Origin of the sequence: Massilia scottii (genome assembly GCF_030846495.1) — a bacterium.
Taxonomy (GTDB): Bacteria; Pseudomonadota; Gammaproteobacteria; order Burkholderiales; family Burkholderiaceae_D; genus Telluria_A; species Telluria_A violaceinigra.
This window is the reverse complement of record NZ_JAVCWM010000022.1, coordinates 1-16,602: the sequence shown is the minus strand read 5'-3', so window position 1 is coordinate 16,602 and position 16,602 is coordinate 1. Positions and strand designations below refer to the sequence as shown.

The 16,602-nt window shown below is 62.9% G+C and carries 17 protein-coding genes; 15 read left to right on the top strand and 2 right to left on the bottom strand.

Going from position 1 to position 16,602, the window contains the following annotated elements:
• Positions 1-8: 8 nt before the first annotated feature.
• Both RBA41_RS24680 and fliE read right to left on the bottom strand, forming a co-directional pair.
• Positions 9-785: a PEP-CTERM sorting domain-containing protein gene (locus RBA41_RS24680; RefSeq protein WP_306626880.1), complete on the bottom strand. Its 777-nt coding sequence runs from the start codon at positions 783-785 to the stop codon at positions 9-11.
• A 190-nt stretch (positions 786-975) separates the two neighbouring features.
• A complete protein-coding gene (fliE, locus tag RBA41_RS24675) occupies positions 976-1,326 on the bottom strand; it encodes a flagellar hook-basal body complex protein FliE (protein ID WP_099875601.1) in 351 nt (116 codons plus the stop codon).
• Positions 1,327-1,579: 253 nt separating this feature from the next.
• Here fliE and fliF point away from each other — a divergent pair, with 253 nt between their 5' ends.
• The 15 genes from fliF (at position 1,580) to RBA41_RS24600 (ending at position 16,546) form a co-directional block, all read left to right on the top strand.
• On the top strand, positions 1,580-3,283 hold the full coding sequence (fliF, locus tag RBA41_RS24670; protein ID WP_306626879.1) for a flagellar basal-body MS-ring/collar protein FliF: 1,704 nt from the start codon (positions 1,580-1,582) through the stop codon (positions 3,281-3,283).
• Entirely contained in the window at positions 3,276-4,268 is a 993-nt protein-coding gene (gene fliG, locus RBA41_RS24665; RefSeq protein WP_126075345.1) for a flagellar motor switch protein FliG, read from the top strand. Before fliF ends, fliG begins: the two co-directional genes overlap by 8 nt.
• Positions 4,268-4,954 (top strand): flagellar assembly protein FliH, encoded by a 687-nt coding sequence (locus RBA41_RS24660; protein ID WP_306626878.1) that lies wholly within the window; start codon positions 4,268-4,270, stop codon positions 4,952-4,954. The genes fliG and RBA41_RS24660 overlap by 1 nt, the downstream gene beginning before the upstream one ends.
• Complete coding sequence (fliI, locus tag RBA41_RS24655) at positions 4,951-6,360, top strand: flagellar protein export ATPase FliI (protein WP_306626877.1); 1,410 nt, start codon at positions 4,951-4,953, stop codon at positions 6,358-6,360. Before RBA41_RS24660 ends, fliI begins: the two co-directional genes overlap by 4 nt.
• A gap of 35 nt (positions 6,361-6,395) precedes the next feature.
• Positions 6,396-6,836 (top strand): flagellar export protein FliJ, encoded by a 441-nt coding sequence (fliJ, locus tag RBA41_RS24650; RefSeq protein WP_306626876.1) that lies wholly within the window; start codon positions 6,396-6,398, stop codon positions 6,834-6,836.
• Between the two features lie 32 nt (positions 6,837-6,868).
• Positions 6,869-8,293, top strand: coding sequence for a flagellar hook-length control protein FliK (locus tag RBA41_RS24645; RefSeq protein WP_306626875.1), 1,425 nt, complete (start codon positions 6,869-6,871; stop codon positions 8,291-8,293).
• A 215-nt stretch (positions 8,294-8,508) separates the two neighbouring features.
• Positions 8,509-9,027 carry a flagellar basal body-associated protein FliL gene (gene fliL / locus RBA41_RS24640; RefSeq protein ID WP_306626874.1) on the top strand — a complete coding sequence of 173 codons (519 nt, stop codon included), beginning with the start codon at positions 8,509-8,511 and terminating at the stop codon, positions 9,025-9,027.
• 6 nt (positions 9,028-9,033) lie between these two features.
• Positions 9,034-10,011 (top strand): flagellar motor switch protein FliM, encoded by a 978-nt coding sequence (gene fliM / locus RBA41_RS24635; RefSeq protein WP_054264144.1) that lies wholly within the window; start codon positions 9,034-9,036, stop codon positions 10,009-10,011.
• 14 nt (positions 10,012-10,025) lie between these two features.
• Entirely contained in the window at positions 10,026-10,442 is a 417-nt protein-coding gene (fliN, locus tag RBA41_RS24630; RefSeq protein WP_054264145.1) for a flagellar motor switch protein FliN, read from the top strand.
• Complete coding sequence (fliO, locus tag RBA41_RS24625; RefSeq protein WP_306626873.1) at positions 10,439-11,080, top strand: flagellar biosynthetic protein FliO; 642 nt, start codon at positions 10,439-10,441, stop codon at positions 11,078-11,080. Before fliN ends, fliO begins: the two co-directional genes overlap by 4 nt.
• Positions 11,070-11,840, top strand: a complete 771-nt coding sequence (fliP, locus tag RBA41_RS24620) for a flagellar type III secretion system pore protein FliP (protein WP_306626872.1) — start codon at positions 11,070-11,072, stop codon at positions 11,838-11,840. The genes fliO and fliP overlap by 11 nt, the downstream gene beginning before the upstream one ends.
• Positions 11,841-11,852: 12 nt before the next feature.
• A complete protein-coding gene (fliQ, locus tag RBA41_RS24615) occupies positions 11,853-12,122 on the top strand; it encodes a flagellar biosynthesis protein FliQ (RefSeq protein ID WP_167088009.1) in 270 nt (89 codons plus the stop codon).
• A 36-nt stretch (positions 12,123-12,158) separates the two neighbouring features.
• Positions 12,159-12,989, top strand: coding sequence for a flagellar biosynthetic protein FliR (fliR, locus tag RBA41_RS24610; protein ID WP_306626871.1), 831 nt, complete (start codon positions 12,159-12,161; stop codon positions 12,987-12,989).
• A 3-nt stretch (positions 12,990-12,992) separates the two neighbouring features.
• Positions 12,993-13,424 carry a hypothetical protein gene (locus RBA41_RS24605; protein ID WP_306626870.1) on the top strand — a complete coding sequence of 144 codons (432 nt, stop codon included), beginning with the start codon at positions 12,993-12,995 and terminating at the stop codon, positions 13,422-13,424.
• Positions 13,425-14,014: 590 nt separating this feature from the next.
• On the top strand, positions 14,015-16,546 hold the full coding sequence (locus RBA41_RS24600; RefSeq protein ID WP_306626869.1) for a DUF6531 domain-containing protein: 2,532 nt from the start codon (positions 14,015-14,017) through the stop codon (positions 16,544-16,546).
• Positions 16,547-16,602 lie beyond the last annotated feature (56 nt).

Below are 16,602 nucleotides of genomic sequence, written 5' to 3'. Positions count from 1 at the left end.
CGTGTGAATTACGATGCGCCCGCGGCCTCGCCCGGCTTTCGGGATGTGCCGCGTGCGCGCCACGCCACCAGTCCCAACCCCGCAAGCAGCATTGCGTAGGCCGATGGCTCCGGAACTGCCGGCACGCCATGGATGCCCGCGTAGGCGCCGGTCCAGAGTGTGAATGAACCGCTGCCCTGATTTTTCCCGGTCTGAAGCGTCCGGGAAAACAGGTGAGTCCCGACCCCATCCTCGTTCGACCTGTAATCGACGTCGAAGCTGGAATACAGCCACTGTTCTTCCTCGAAGCGGCCGCTGAGGATGGCCAGGCTGGAGGCGTTCGCACTGGCGTCGGGCGGCGAGGCGCCGAGATCGATCGCTGCGCTGAAACGCAGGGCGGTATAGGGCGCCAGGAAGAACGACACACCGTAGGTATTACCGGCATAAATGGAACGGTTGGTCTGGGCCGGTCCGTCATAGATGGCCGATGCCGCCAGCGTGGTCGGTGTGGTATGCGTCTGCGCGCCGCCATCCGTCCAGATGCGCTGCAGGTCGCCGTGGCCATGCTTCCAGACGCTGTCATGAACGTTCTGGTAATCCGTGTACGACAGGTGCGAATCGGTTTTCAAGCCCCGGAACTCGGCGCCCGGCGCTACGCCATCATCCGGACGCAGATCGATCACGTCGATGGTCAGGTTACGGATGTGGACGCTGGAACGGACCGTCAGCGCATGGGCGGAGAACGAGGACAATAACAAGCCCGCAACGAACAGTCGAGCAGGAAATCCAGATGGATGCTTGAGCATGATGCACCTTTGCCGAAATAGCCGCGAACGTGCGGCATTCCAAGCATAAATGACCATCATGCGAAAAAGTTAACATTGACCCGAATTTAACGATGGCAATCGCTGGTCCAGGCAAATCCGCAACATGCGATAGCGGCCAGGGTCCGCCAATGTGGGGGAATCGATGAATGAAAAATGGGCTTGCTTACCTTTACACCTGCATATTCATGATCTCCTGGTACGCCGACACCAGCTTGTTCCTCACCTGCACGGTTGCCTGAAAGCCAATGCTGGCCTTTTGCATCGACACCATCACATCCGACAAACTCACCTTGTCGTCGCCCATGGTGAACGCCTTGCCCTGCTCGCCCGCCTTGAGCTGGGCTTCGCTGACCTGGGCAATCGAGTTCTTGAGCGCGTCCGCGAAGTCGACCTTGGCGACAGCCGGCTCGGGCGTGACCTTGACCGCCGGCCCGACGCCGCCCGCCGGGCGCGCAGCCGCCGCCTTGAGCTGGGCCATCATCGCTTCGATCCGGTCCGATCCGATTCCGTTCACGTTCATGTCGTTTCCTCTGTTCACACTGCCGGGCGCATCCATGCCCCATCTCGCGAGTACAATATGTATACCAGCGAAGTCAGGGTGCCAGAATAGCACCCGGGTGGCGCGCCGGCCCCGCGAGCAGGGGCCAAAAGCGCGCTCTGTTCGATGCTTTGACCGGGGGCCCTGCCCCACATAATGGAGTCTGAGCCCCAGCCTTTGCGCAGGTTTGGGAAATTCCTACCAGTTTGGGCCTAGCCCGTCGGACACCCCCACTATGGCAGCTGCAACCGCAGAAGAACTCGTCGATATCCCGGAAACGCCTCCGCCAACGTTCCTGCAGACCCCGCTCGGAAAGAATTTCCTGCGCGGTCTCGGCATCGCGGCGGTGCTGGCGTTGATGCTGGGCGTCTGGATGTGGAGCCAGCGCACCGAATACGGTGTCCTGTTTACCAATGTCAGCGACAAGGATGGCGGCGCCATCATGGCTTCGCTCGACCAGATGGCGGTGCCCTACAAGTTTTCCGACGGCGGCGCCTCCATCTTGGTGCCCAGCGAGCAGGTGCACGGCATCCGTCTGAAGCTGGCTGCCCAGGGCTTGCCCAAGGGCGGCACGGTCGGCTTCGAGCTGATGGAAAACCAGAAACTGGGCGTGTCCCAGTTCCACGAACAAGTCAATTACCAGCGCTCGCTCGAAGGCGAACTGGCGCGCTCGATCGAATCGATCGCCGCCGTCAGCTCGGCGCGCGTGCACCTGGCGCTGCCGAAACCGTCGGTCTTCGTGCGCGAGCAGCAAAAGCCGACCGCCTCGGTCTTGCTGAACCTGCAAACCGGCCGCGTCATCGACCAGGCCCAGGTCAACGCCATCGTCCACCTGCTGGCCTCGAGCGTGTCGGAACTGCCGGTCTCGAACGTGACCGTGGTCGACCAGGCCGGCAACCTGCTGTCCGATCCGGACAAATCGGGCAACGCGCGCAAGCTCGATCCGAACCAGCTCAAGTACGTGGAAGCGGTCCAGAAGAACATCATCAAGCAGGTCGAGTCGCTGATCTCGCCGCTGGTCGGCCCCGGCAATGTACGCGCCGAAGCGACCGCCGACATCGACTTCGCCCAGGTCGACACCGCCGCCGAAGTCTACAAGCCGAACTCGCCGCCGGAGCCGCAATCGATCCGCAGCCAGCAAACCTCGGAAGCGAACGGCCCCGGCACCACCGTGGCGTCCGGCGTGCCGGGCGCGCTGACCAACCAGCCGCCAGGCCTGAACACCGCGCCCCTGACCGCCACCGGCGCGCCCGGCACCGTGCCGGTGACCACCACCGGCCCGACGCGCAAGGACACCACCACCAATTTTGAAGTCGACAAGACCATCCGCTACGAGCAGCGTCCGATGGGCCTGATCAAGCGCCTGACCGTCGGCGTGCTGGTCAACCACCGCCGCTCGGTCGACGCCAGGACCGGCAAGGTCACGGTAACCCCGCTGCCGGCCGCCCAGGTGGCCCAGATCAACGAGCTGGTCAAGCAAGCGATGGGTTACTCCCAGGCCCGCGGCGACACGCTCAACGTGACCAATGCCCCTTTCGACGGCGTCGACAAGCCGGATGTGCCGGCCGCCACGCTCGACTGGTGGCGCGACCCGGCCAACCTGCCGCTGGCCAAGGATGTCGCCAAGTACCTGTTCGTGTTCGCGATCATCGCTTTCCTGTACTTCCGCCTGCTGCGGCCGATGCTGCGCCCGGTCATGACCAAGTTCGACAAGGCCCACGAACTGCCGCCCGAGCCGACCCCCACCGAGGAAGAGAAGGCGGCCGAACAGGCAGCCATAGCCGACGCCGCCGCGGCCGAGCAGGAAGCCGAAGCCCAGGCCGAATCGCAGCAGGACCACAGCTACCGGGCCAACCTGGCGCTGGCCAAGAAACTGGCGCAGGAAGATCCGCGCATCGTCGCAAACGTCATCAAGGCATGGGTAGGTACAAATGAATGATAATGGAATCCAGAAGGCAGCCATCCTGATGCTGGCCATCGGCGAGTCCGAGGCGGCCGAGGTGATGCGCTTCCTCGGCCCGCGCGAAGTGCTCAAGCTCGGCGCGGCCATGGCCACGATGAAGAACGTGCAGCACGAGCAGGTGGTCGGGGTGCTCGAATCGTTCCGCGAACAGACCGAACTGACCTCCACCGTCGGCCTCGATTCGGACGAATACATCCGCCAGGTGCTGACCAAGGCGCTGGGCGACGACAAGGCGTCGGTGCTGCTGTCGCGCATCCTGGGCGGCAAGGATGCCTCGGGCATCGAAAGCCTGAAGTGGATGGACGCCTCGTCGGTGTCGGAACTGATCCGCAACGAGCACCCGCAGATCATCGCCACCATCCTGGTCCACCTGGAGCGCGACCAGGCCTGCGAAATCCTGGGCAACTTCACCGACCGCCTGCGCAACGACGTGGTGCTGCGCATCGCCACCCTCGACGGCGTGCAGCCGGCCGCGCTGCGCGAACTGAACGACGTGCTCACCAAGCTCTTGTCGGGTAACGAAAACATCAAGAAATCCTCGCTCGGCGGCGTGCGCGCGGCGGCCGAAATCCTCAACTTCATGAGCGGCGAGCAAGAGGGTTCGGTGATGGACAACATCAAGAACTACGACAACGATATGGCCCAGAAGATCATGGACGAAATGTTCGTGTTCGATAACATCATCGATATCGACGACCGCGGCATCCAGCTGCTGCTGCGCGAAGTGCAGTCCGAAATGCTGATCATGGCGCTCAAGGGCGCCTCGCAGGAATTGCGCGAGAAAATCTTCCGCAACATGTCGGCGCGCGCCGGCGAAATGATGCGCGAAGACCTCGAATCGAAAGGGCCGGTGCGCCTGTCCGAAGTCGAAACGCAGCAAAAACAAATCCTGCAGATCGTGCGCCGCCTGTCCGACGAAGGCCAGATCGTGCTCGGCAAAGGTGAGGATTCCTTCGTCTGATGGCTACCCTTCCGAAAGAACTGCAAACCGCGTACCAGCGCTGGGAAATGAATTCCTTCGACCGCGTTCCGGAACCGGAACCGGTCTATCTTCCGGCCGAACCGCAGCCGGAAGCGCTGCCGGACGAGCCGCCCGCGCCAGCCTGGCCGACCGAGGACGAACTGGCCGCCATCCGCGAGCAGGCGCGCCTGGAAGGCTACGAGGCGGGCCACGCGGCCGGCTACGCCGACGCGCTCGCGCTCGGGCGCGAGGAAAGCGCGGGCGAGATCGCCAACCTGCAATCGATCGCCGCCACCTTCGCGCAGGCGCTCACGCAGGCCGACGAGACCATCGCCAACGACATGCTGGAACTGGCCCTGCACCTGGCCAAGAACATGCTGCGCAGCGCGCTCGGGGTCAAGCCCGAGCTGATCATCCCGGTGATACGCGACGCCATCTCTTACCTGCCGGTGCTGCAGCAGCCGGCCGTGCTGATGCTGCACCCGGACGATGCGCGCCTGGTGCGCGACGCCATCGGCGAGGAACTCGACAAAGGCGGCTGGCGCGTGGCGGACGACGCCCATATCAGCCGCGGCGGCTGCAAGATCGATACCGCCAGCAACCAGATCGATGCCCAGGTCGAGGTGCGCTGGCAGCGCCTGGCCCACGCGCTCGGCAAGAACGACGTCGAGTGGCTGGACCGATGACCGCCCCCGACCGCACTGTTGACCGACATACCGCCCGCTGGTCGTCCTACCTGCGCGACTGCGGCACCCTGGTCGGCTTCGTCGAGCCGCAGCAGGTGTCGGGCCGCATCACGCGCGTGGCCGGCCTGGTCATGGAATGCGTGGGCCTCAAGCTGGCCGTCGGCAGCGCCTGCACCATCCCGATGCCCAACGGCGCGCGCGTGGAAGCGGAAGTGGTCGGCTTCGACGGCGACCGCCTGTTCCTGATGCCGCAAAGCGATGTCGAAGGCATCGTGCCGGGCACCAAGGTGCTGCCGGTCGAGGCGACCTTGCCGCGTCCGGGCACGGTACCGCACCCACGGCGCCGTCCGAGCGACCGCGCGCGCCACTTGCCGGTAGGCATGGGCTTGCTGGGCCGGGTGGTGGACGGCGCCGGGCGCCCGCTCGACGGCCTGGGCCCCCTGCTCACCGAAGACAGCGGCCCGATCAACGTGCGCCCCGCCAATCCGCTCGACCGCGCCCCCATCGTGGAAACCCTCGACGTCGGCATCCGGGCGATTAACGCCATGCTCACCGTCGGCCGCGGCCAGCGCCTGGGCCTGTTCGCAGGGTCCGGCGTCGGCAAATCGGTGCTGCTGGGAATGATGGCGCGCTTCACCAAGGCCGACGTGGTGGTGGTCGGCCTGATCGGCGAACGGGGCCGCGAGGTCAAGGAATTCATCGAACACATCCTCGGACCGGAAGGCCTGGCGCGGGCAGCCGTCGTGGCGGCGCCGGCCGACACCCCGCCGCTGATGCGCCTGCAAGGCGCGGCCTACACCACGGCGATTGCCGAACATTTCCGCGACCAGGGCAAGAACGTGCTCATGATCATGGATTCGCTGACCCGCTACGCGATGGCCCAGCGCGAAATCGCGCTGGCCATCGGCGAACCGCCCGCCACCAAGGGCTATCCGCCGTCGGTCTTCGCCAAGCTGCCGGTGCTGGTGGAACGGGCCGGCAACGGCCTGGTGGGCGGCGGCTCGATCACCGCGTTCTACACCGTGCTCACCGAGGGCGACGACCAGCAGGACCCGATCGCCGACTCGGCGCGCGCGATCCTGGACGGCCACTTCGTGCTCAACCGGCGCCTGGCCGAGGCCGGGCACTATCCGGCCATCGACATCGAACAGTCGATCAGCCGCGCCATGCACACGATCACCACCACCGCCCACCAGCACGCGGCGCGCCGCCTCAAGCAACTGTATTCGCGCTTCGAGCGCTCGCGCGACCTGATCACGGTCGGCGCCTACGCCCACGGCACCGACCCGGTGCTCGACCAGGCCATCGCCCTGAACGACAAAATCGAAGCGTTCCTGTGCCAGGAGATCACGGATAACGTCGGCATGCCGCAGAGCTTGGCCGAATTGACCTCTCTATTCTCGTGATGGAACAGGGTTCGGGATGCCTATAATGATGCATTATGGCAAAACAAACCGTCCTCGATACCCTGCTCGAACTCGCCCAGCGCGACACCGACGATGCCGCCAAGCGGCTGGGGGTGGCGATCAAGGCGGCGGAAGAGACCGAACAAAAGCTGCAGATGCTGCTGGGCTATCTGGAAGATTACGCGCAAAAGCTGGACGCGGCCCAGCGCAGCGGCATCACGCCGATGGCGTACGCCAATTTCATCGCCTTCATCGGCAAGCTGGAGCATGCCATCATGGGCCAGCGCGAGATCGTCAAGCATGCGCACCATCGCAGTGCGGTGGAAAAGGGCTTGTGGCAGGCCAGCGAGCGCAAACGGGTGTCGTACCGCACCCTGAACGAGCGCGCGGCGACCGAAGCACTGCGCCTGGAAAACAAGCGCGACCAGAAACAGATGGATGAACACGCCGCCCGCCAGGCTTATTACAAACGTTGATGCACCCTGTCATAACCAACCGATCGCCCGCCATGTCCACTACTCCCATTTCGCAGCCACTGGCTTCCCTGAACGCTACGCCGGCACCGGCGCGCAGCAATGCCGCCGCCGCGGCGCCGGCGGTCCAGTTCGGCCAGACGTTGTCGCGCGAAATCGCGCAGCGCCAGAGCATGACCCAGCAGCCACCGGCGGGCGCGAGCGCCAAGCCCGCAGCGCCGCGCCCGGCCGAAAAAGCCCAGGCGCCGCGTCCGGAACAGGGGGCCAAGGCGGAGCAGGCCAGCGCGCCCGCCCCGGACGCCGCGCCCGCCCGGCCGAACGCAGCGGCTGCCGGCAATGCCAGCAACAACCAGTCCGGCGAGAGCGGCAACAGCCCGGCGACCGACGATAGCGCGGCCGCCGCGGCCGCTGCCGCCGACAGCGCCGCCGCAGCCGCGGCGCGCGCCGAACTGCCCCTGACCGACATGCTGGCCCTGGTCGCCAGCCTGACCCAGCCGGCGCAAGCGGCCGCCGCGCCGGTGGCCACCGATCCGGCCTGGAGCACCCTGGCCGCGACCCGCAGCGCCACCACCGCCGCCGCCGATCCAGGCCTGGCGGCCGATGCCGCGCTGGCCGCCTTCACCGCGCCGGCCCTGGCCGCGGCCGGCCGCTTCCCGACCGTCGACGGCGCCCCTACCCCGCCCGCTGTCGGCGCGATGGGCTTGCCGACCGAAGCGGCGATGGAGACCGACGGCGCAGCGCTGGGCGAGCTGCGCGCCATGCTCGAAGGCGCCATGCCGCGCGCGGCCGGCGCCAGCGCCGCCGCCGACACCACCCAGGCCCAAGGCAGCGCGCCGGCGCTGCAAACGGCCGCCCTGCAAACCGAGGCTGCGCGCATCGCTCCCGCCGCGCGCGAGCTGCCCGAGGCGGCAACGACGGACACCACGGCGATCGAACCGACACCGGTCGGCGCCCCGCTGCAGCAGGCCGCGGTCGGCCTGGCGCAGGCGGCCAATGGCGGCGCCGACAAGCTGTCGGCGCGTGTCGGCACCCCGGCCTGGGACAACCAGGTCGGCCAGAAAATCGTCTGGATGGTGGCCGGCAAGGAACAAAGCGCGACCCTGACGCTGAACCCGCCCGACTTGGGTCCGGTCCAGGTGGTGCTCAACGTCAGCGGCGACAACGCCAGCGTGACGTTCTCCTCGGGCGAACTGGAAGTGCGCCAGGCGCTGGAGAATGCCATGCCGAAACTGCGCGAGATGATGGACGAGAGCGGCATTTCGCTGGGCAACGCCAGCGTCAACGCCGGCATGCCGGAACAGCGCCAGGACCAGGGCGAACGTGCCACGGCGGGCGGCAGCGGTGGCGCGGACGGCGTGCGCGGCCCGGTCAACGGCAGCGCGGCCGACGCCAACGAGCGCCTGGCCGCCAAGGCCCCGGTCCAGGGTGGACAGCTGGGGATGGTCGACACCTTCGCCTGATGGCGCGGCATGAACTTGCCGAACTGCCTGGCCTTCCCGGCGCGAAGCATGCGCCGCGAATGAAAAGCGGATCGGCTGTCGATAGCTAGCCACGAGTTGGGCCGGGTTCGGCCCTGTTTTCCACACATGCGCCCGCTCATTTCTTCGCGATAATGACATAATGCAGGCATGATCCACCGACGCCGTCTTGAGGTACCTTGAAAGCGAAAGCAAACATGAAAGCTGCAGCCCCCCCTGATGCGGCCGCCAAGCCGCCGTCGAAGAAAATGGCCATGATCAGTGCGATCGTGGCCGTGCTTGTGCTGGGCGGCGGCGGTGCGGGCTGGTATTTCACGCAGAGTAAGGGCGGCGAAGAAGCCGAGGAAACCGCCAAGCCAAGCAAGAAAAAGAAAAAGGCCAAGGCGCAGGCGCCGCCGGTGTTCGCCCCGCTCGAAGTATTTACCGTCAATCTGCAACCGGACGGTGAAGAAGAAAACATGCTGCAAACCACGATCACGCTCGAAATGCTGGGCCAGGAGCAGGCCGACCTGATCAAGGCCAACATGCCCAAGGTGCGCAGCCGCGTGCTGCTGCTGCTGTCGGCCAAGAAAGCGTCGGACGTGAAGACGGTGGAAGGCAAGAACAAGCTGGCCGAGGAAATTCTCGAAGCGCTCAAGAAGCCCTTCGCCGAGCACGACGAGCCGCAGGAAGTGAACGAAGTCATGTTCACCCAGTTCATCATCCAGTCCCAATGATCCGCCATGGCCGATAATTTTCTCTCGCAGGAAGAAGTCGATGCCCTGCTCAAGGGCGTCAACGGCGACCAGGACGAAGCTTCCGCGCCCGAAGACAACACGGGCGTACGTACTTACAACCTGGCGACCCAGGAACGGATCGTGCGCGGGCGCATGCCGACGCTCGAAATCATCAACGAGCGTTTCGCGCGTCTGTTGCGGGTCGGCCTGTTCAACTACATCCGGCGCAGCGCCGAGGTGTCGGTCGGCTCGGTGCGGGTCTCCAAATATAGCGAATTCATCCGCAACCTGGTGGTGCCGACCAACCTGAACCTGGTGCACATGAAGCCGCTGCGCGGCACGGCCCTGATCGTGTTCGATCCGGGCCTGGTGTTTTTGCTGGTGGACAATCTGTTCGGCGGCGACGGGCGTTTCCATACCCGGGTCGAGGGCCGTGACTTTACCCAGACCGAGCAGCGCATCATCCTGCGCATCCTCGATATCGTGTTCGATTCGTATGCGAAATCGTGGGAACCGGTGTATCCGGTCGAGTTCGAGTACATCCGTTCCGAGATGAATACCCAGTTCGCCAATATCGCCACCCCGAACGAGGTGGTGGTGTCGTCCACGTTCACCATCGAGCTCGGCTCGGTGAGCGGCCAGATTCACATCTGCATGCCGTATTCGATGATCGAGCCGATCCGCGACACCCTTACCTCGAGCCTGCAGGGCGAGGCCCTGGAAGTGGACAAGCGCTGGATCCGCCTGATGACCCAGCAGATCCAGATCGCCGAAGTCGAGCTGGTGGCCGTGCTGGGCACCGCGCGCGCCTCGTTCGACGAGATTCTCAATTTCAAGGTGGGCGACATCGTCGCCCTCAACGTGCCCGAACAGATCCAGGCCACCGTCGACGGCGTGCCGGTGATGGATTGTACTTACGGCGTGCTCAACGGACAGTACGCGCTCAAGGTCGAGAAACTGCTCGCCAATGCGGACACCAAATAATTTAGGAGGGCAATATGGCCGATAATCTCGAAGATGATGCAATGGATGACGACTGGGGCGCGGCCATCGCCGAGCAGGCCAAGGCGGAAGCCGACGCGCTGCAAAGCCAGGCCGCCAGCGCGGCCGTGTTCAAGGATTTTTCCAACAAGGGCACCAAGCCCGACACGCCGAACGACATCGACTTCATCCTCGATATCCCGGTCCAGCTCACGGTCGAGCTGGGACGGACCAAGATCGCCATCAAGAACCTGCTGCAGCTGGCCCAGGGTTCGGTGGTCGAGCTCGACGGACTGGCGGGCGAGCCGATGGACGTGCTGGTCAACGGCTGCCTGATCGCCCAGGGCGAGGTGGTGGTGGTGAACGATAAATTCGGTATTCGGCTGACGGACATCATCACGCCGTCCGAACGGATTCGAAAACTGAATAAATGACGGCCCGCCTGCTTGCCGCCGTGGCGCTGGCGTGCAGCCTGGCGCCGGGTCCGGCCGCCGCACAGGCGGCCGTTTCCGTTCCTGCTGCTTCGGCTCCGGCCGCTTCGGTTCCTGCTGCGTCGGCTCCTGCCGCTTCGGTTCCTGTACCTTACGTCTCCACTCCGGCGGCAGCGGTTCCTGCCGCCGCCGAAGCGCAGGCCAGTCTCGCGCTTGCCGCCCCGGCCGCGGTGCCAGTGACGGCTCCTGCCGCAGCCGCCGTGCAGCCGGCGCCCGGTCCGATGGCGGGTCCATCGGCCGGCAACCTGCTGCAAACGATTTTCGCCCTGACCCTGGTGCTGGCCTTGCTGGGCGCCATGGTCTGGTTCATGAAACGCTACGGTCCCCAAGCCGCCGCCGGCGCGGCCCAGATGCGCACCGTCGGCGCCCTCAGCCTGGGTGGGCGCGAACGCATCATCGTGGTCGAGGTGGGCGACCAGTGGATCGTGGTGGGCGCCTCGCCCGGCCGCATCAACGCGCTGGCCACCATGCCGAAGCAGGAAACGCCCCCCGGCGGCCCGGCGGTGCTGGCCAACGGCCCGGCATCGGGCACCTTTGCCGAGTGGCTGAAACAGACCATCGACAAACGCAATGGACGCTAAGCCGCCTTCTTCTGCGCCCCTGAGCCGCGCGCGCCGCTGGCTGCCGCTGCTGGCGCTGTGCCTGCCGGCGCTGGCAATCGCCGCGCCGGGCATCCCGACCTTCACCAGCACGCCGGCCCCGGGCGGCGGCACGGCGTACTCGCTGCCGGTCCAGACGCTGCTGCTGATGACGGCGCTGTCGTTCCTGCCGGCGGTGCTGCTGATGATGACCAGTTTTACCCGCATCATCATCGTGCTGTCGCTGCTGCGCCAGGCGATCGGCACCCAGTCGGCCCCGCCCAACCAGGTCATGGTCGGGCTGGCGCTGTTCCTGACCCTGTTCGTGATGGGTCCGGTGTTCGACAAGATATATGTGGAGGCATACCAGCCGCTGCAGGAAAACAAGATCCAGATGGGCGAAGCCGTGGACAAGGCGGTGGCGCCCCTGAAAACCTTCATGATCCGCCAGACGCGCCAGGCCGACCTGGCCATGTTCGTCAAGATTTCACGCTCGGCCGCGCTGCAGGGGCCGGAAGACATTCCGCTGCGCATCCTGATTCCCGCGTTCGTCACCAGCGAACTGAAAACCGCGTTCCAGATCGGCTTTGCCATTTTTATTCCCTTTCTTATCATCGACATGGTGGTGGCGTCGGTGCTGATGTCGATGGGGATGATGATGATGTCGCCGGCCGTCATTTCGCTGCCGTTCAAGCTGATGCTGTTCGTGCTGGTCGACGGCTGGCAGTTGCTGCTCGGCTCGCTCGCGCAGAGTTTTTATTAGGAAGGGCCCGCCATGACACCCGAAAGCGTGATGACAATGGGCCGCACGGCCATGGAAGTAACCCTGATGGTGGCCGCGCCCATGCTGCTGGTGGCGCTGATCATCGGCCTGATCGTCAGTATCTTCCAGGCCGCTACCCAGATCAATGAGGCGACGCTGTCGTTCATCCCCAAGCTGGTCGGCATTTTCGTCGCCCTGATCGTGGCCGGACCGTGGATGCTGGCGGTCATGCTCGACTACATGCGCCAGGTGTTCAGCGGCATTCCCGGCCTGGTCGGCTAGGCGCATCCGCGCCCCGCCCTTGCCTGCCGCCCCCGCATGATTACCCTGACCAGCGTCGAGATGAACGCGTGGATCGCCGGCCTGTTGTGGCCGCTGACCCGCATCCTCGGCCTGATCACGGCAGCTCCCCTGTTCGGCAATGCCAGCGTGCCCGTGTCGGTCAAGATCTCGCTCGGCATACTTCTGGCGAGCATCATCGCGCCGGCGATTCCCGCTATTCCCGCGGCCGATCCGATGTCGATGGCGGGCTTACTCATTCTGGTGCAGGAGATGCTGATCGGCATCGCGATGGGGTTTTCCATCCGGCTGGTGTTTGCCGCCATCGAAATGGCCGGCGAAATCTGTAGCCTGACCATGGGCCTGGGCTTTGCCAGCTTTTTCGATCCGCTCACCAAGGGCCGCTCCTCGGCTGTCAGCCAGTTCCTGGCGCTGATCGCGACCATGGCGTTTTTGGCGGTGAATGCGCACCTGGTGCTGCTTGAAGCGCTGGCCGAGAGTTTCGTGACGATGCCGATTTCGGCCACGCCGATGTCGTCTTCGGCGGAATGGGAAATCGCGAAATGGGGTGGTTTGATTTTCAGCGCCGGGCTGCATTTGTCGCTGCCGATCGTGGCGGCGCTGCTCATTACCCAGGTCGCGCTGGGGATACTCACGCGCGCCGCGCCGCAGCTGAACATCTTCGGGATTGGTTTTCCGATCACCCTGGGCGTGGGCATGCTGGTGATCGTGATGGTGTTGCCTTACCTGGGCAATCCGTTCCAGGTGCTGTTCAACCAGGGCATCGAAACGGCAAGGCGGGTGCCGCGTATGGCGGCTACGCCGGCACCGGCGGTGGTACCGGCGGCGCCCCCTGCCAGACCTAACTAATATTTGACTATCCAGAAACGCGCCATCGGCATGGCCAAGCGCGCCGACTTTTATCCCGAGAATATTGCACTGAACAGTTTACCGGGAGCGGTGTCGCAGATCGTGACCAATCTGGTGATCAATTCGCTGGTGCACGGCAACGCGCGCGAGCAGGCGGGAACGATTCGGATCGACGTGCAGGTGGACGGCGGGAAAGTGTGGTTCGAATACAGCGATGGGGCACCGACATGGACCAGCAAACCTTGGCGAAGCAGTTCGACCCGTTTTTCACGACGTGGCGTGGGCATGGCGGCAGCGGGCTGGGGCGCATATCGTATACGACTTGGTGACGGGGCCGATGGGGGGCTGGTGAGGGTGGACAGTACTCCGAGCGAGGCTTACATTACCGGCTGCGTTTTCCGCAGAGCAGCAAGCAAGTCGGGAGTGGGGGCGTAGGCAGACGCTGATAGCCAAGTGAAGAGTGCTCGAAGCCCAGTGTTTCACCCTCGCTAGCCGCCTACACTCTCAATCATACCCATCCGGTGGTAGCGCCTGCCCGCAATTGCTGCGGACCTTGTCGTTTAAGAGCAGCCGCTAAATAGCGACGATCTACAAACATCCGACTATTCAAGAGCGCCCGATTCTCCTACTCGGCGCACCGCCCTGCCCCACCCGATCCATGAGAAGCATTTCGATCGTGCGTTCGATACCACCCGTCAAACGCGGTGATAAAAGGCAGCATGTCAACATATATTAGTTGCAATAAAACAACGTTAATTTTCAAAAATTGTTGTCAGATTTCAAAATGTATTGACGCAGCATGAGATAATCTCGCAACTTTAAAAAATCAAAGGTATGAAATGGCTTTTCCTTTCGCAAGCCCTACATTCGTATTGCGCCTATCGCCCCACCGCATTTTTTTCGCAATAATCACTGTAATTCTTCTGTGCGTCACGCTCCACGCGCCGGCCGCTGAGCCTGCACCTGCACCTACGCCCGACACCTTTGGTCCGTATAAATACACTATTTTTGGTGGAAGTAGTGACTTGGATGAAGAAGGTGCAATAAAAACGGCGATTAAGTTTGTACGAGACCCGGACGTAAATAATGTCCTTTGTAAGGTGGATTTTGTACCACCTGCGTCATCAATTTATGGACCTGAAACTATCAGTTCCTCTGGAAACGCCGCTTATTCAAGCAAGCCGATAGACGCTTACTACTATACTATGGACCAGGGCGCATGCACCAATGTGACGAAATACGGACCCGGTATCTTTACTATGAAGCGCGAGCGAGTGAGATGCAGCGCAGCGGACAAGTTGCGTTATTCCGCTGAGAAAAATGCATGTGTCGAGGACAAACCTGAGTCCAACAAAGACTCGGACGGGAAAAATATCGGCGAGGGATGTCCACCCACGAAAGGACCGACCGTTGGCCAACCGATTCAGCCCGCCACCGGCAATATGTGGCACATCATCACGGATTACCAAGCGTCGAAAAGCGCGAGTAGCCTGACGCTGAGCCGTATCTATAACAGTGCGCCCACCTATCCGGACCCCGCTGTGATTCGTGGATTTGGCGTGCGCTGGACCCATTCGTATAACAAATCGCTCAGGCCGGAAAAGCAGTACGCCAATGGCAACACGTGCTGGCGTGTCTCCGAAGACGGCTCCTTTGAATGCTCGTCCGGCTTCCGGAGCGATGAACCTATCCCAGGCAGGGTATCCATCAGCCACCCCGACGGCAAGCAAACGATGTTCACTCGTTCCACCGACGGCAAATACACCAGTTCGGCCGACGTGTGCGACAGGCTGTCGCCAGTCATGGCGGACGACAATTTGGCAGTAAAAGAGTGGATTCTTACCAGCGCGCAGCATGACCGCACGGAACGTTTCGACGTTAAGGGTTTGCTGTTGTCGGTAACGGAACGCAGCGGCCTCAAGCAAGAATTCACGTATAGCGACGGCGTCAGCAACAACACCAGCGTCAGCCATTTTCCATCGGCCGCGCCAGCGTGCGCCAGTGTGCATCCGGACGACGTACTCCCCGCCGGTCGCCTGCTCTGCGTGACGAACAATTGGGGACGCCAGCTTCAGTTCAAGTATGACGTGAAAGGCCGCATTACCGAGATGATCGATCCGGCGGGTAAATCCACTCTTTATGAATATGATGGAGCCTCCGGCGGCTGCATTCCAGGCAATGAGTCCACCGTCGCCTGCAAGGCCAACAATCTGACCAAGGTGACTTACCCTGACGGAAAAAGCCAGACGTATTGGTATAACGAAGCGAGCAAAATCCAAATCAACGACGAGAAGGAATGCAAAGTCTTGACCAAAACAACCGGAAATGGTTTTGGCCCCACGGCTTTTAGAAACCTGATGACTGGCCTGGTCGATGAAAATGAAGAGCGCCACATCAGCTGGACTTACGACTGTGCCGGGCGGGCGACTTCATCGCAACTCGGTGAAGATGCCGACAAGGTCAAGGTTGTCTATGTCCCTGAGCCGGAGTGGGGTGGCCCCCCATTCGCAATAGTGATCCACTTTCTGGGGCCGAGGGAAAAGCCAGTGACGTCGGCGAGCACCTTTCAAAAAGATTATGTGCTAAACGTTGCGAAAACCACCACCATCAATGCGCCGTGCCTGGAGTGCGGCCCGATCGCCGAACGTAAGTATGACACCGTTGGAAACGTCACAATGACGAAGGATTTCAACAACAATTACAGCTGCTTCGAATATGTGGCTGGGCGCAATCTTGAAACGTCGCGTGTTGAAGGCGCGTCGACTGGCGATTGTACATCGCTGCTGGCCGCGCAGACACTTGCTTCGCCAGCACGTAAAACCACGACCAAATGGCACGCGGAGCTTAGCATGCCGGAGACCATCGCCGAACCCAAGCGTATGACGAAATACCAGTACGACGTAAAAACCGGCAATGTACTGACCAAGACCGAGCAGGCCACCACCGACCTGACGGGCGCGCAGGGAGTGAACGCGCCTGTGACGGGAAGCGTCCGGAAATGGGCATATACATACAATAAGGGGCAATTGGAAACCGTCACCGGTCCGCGTACCGACATCGTCGACGTCACCAAGTACGACTATGATGAGTCCACGGGCGACCTGGTAAAGGTAACCAACGCCGCCGGCAGAGCGACGACGTACGGGGGCTACGATGCCCACGGCCGGGTTCACACGATACGCGCGCCTGACGGCGTCACGACAGAGCTGGACTACACCGAGCGCGGATGGGTCAAGTCGAAAATCGTATCAAGCGGCATAGACGCGAATAAGCCTCCACAGACGACCACATACGCCTATACGCCTTCAGGTCAGATCGAGATGGTCACGTTCCCCGACAACAGCGTGACGAAGTATACCTACGATGCAGCCCAGCGGCTGACCTCCGTCGTCAGCGGTCGTGACGAGAGCATCGAAAGCATCATTTATACGCTCGACCTCACCGGCAACCGGATCAAGGAAGAAGTGCGCGACCACAAAGGCAACCTTGTGCGCCAGATTACCCGTACCTATGACAAAACCGGCCGTCTGACGAGCCAAACCGGAGCTGCACGATGACCCGCCGTATTTTCAACCGTTTGACGTCCGGCGCACTGATTGTTGTGATGACGTAC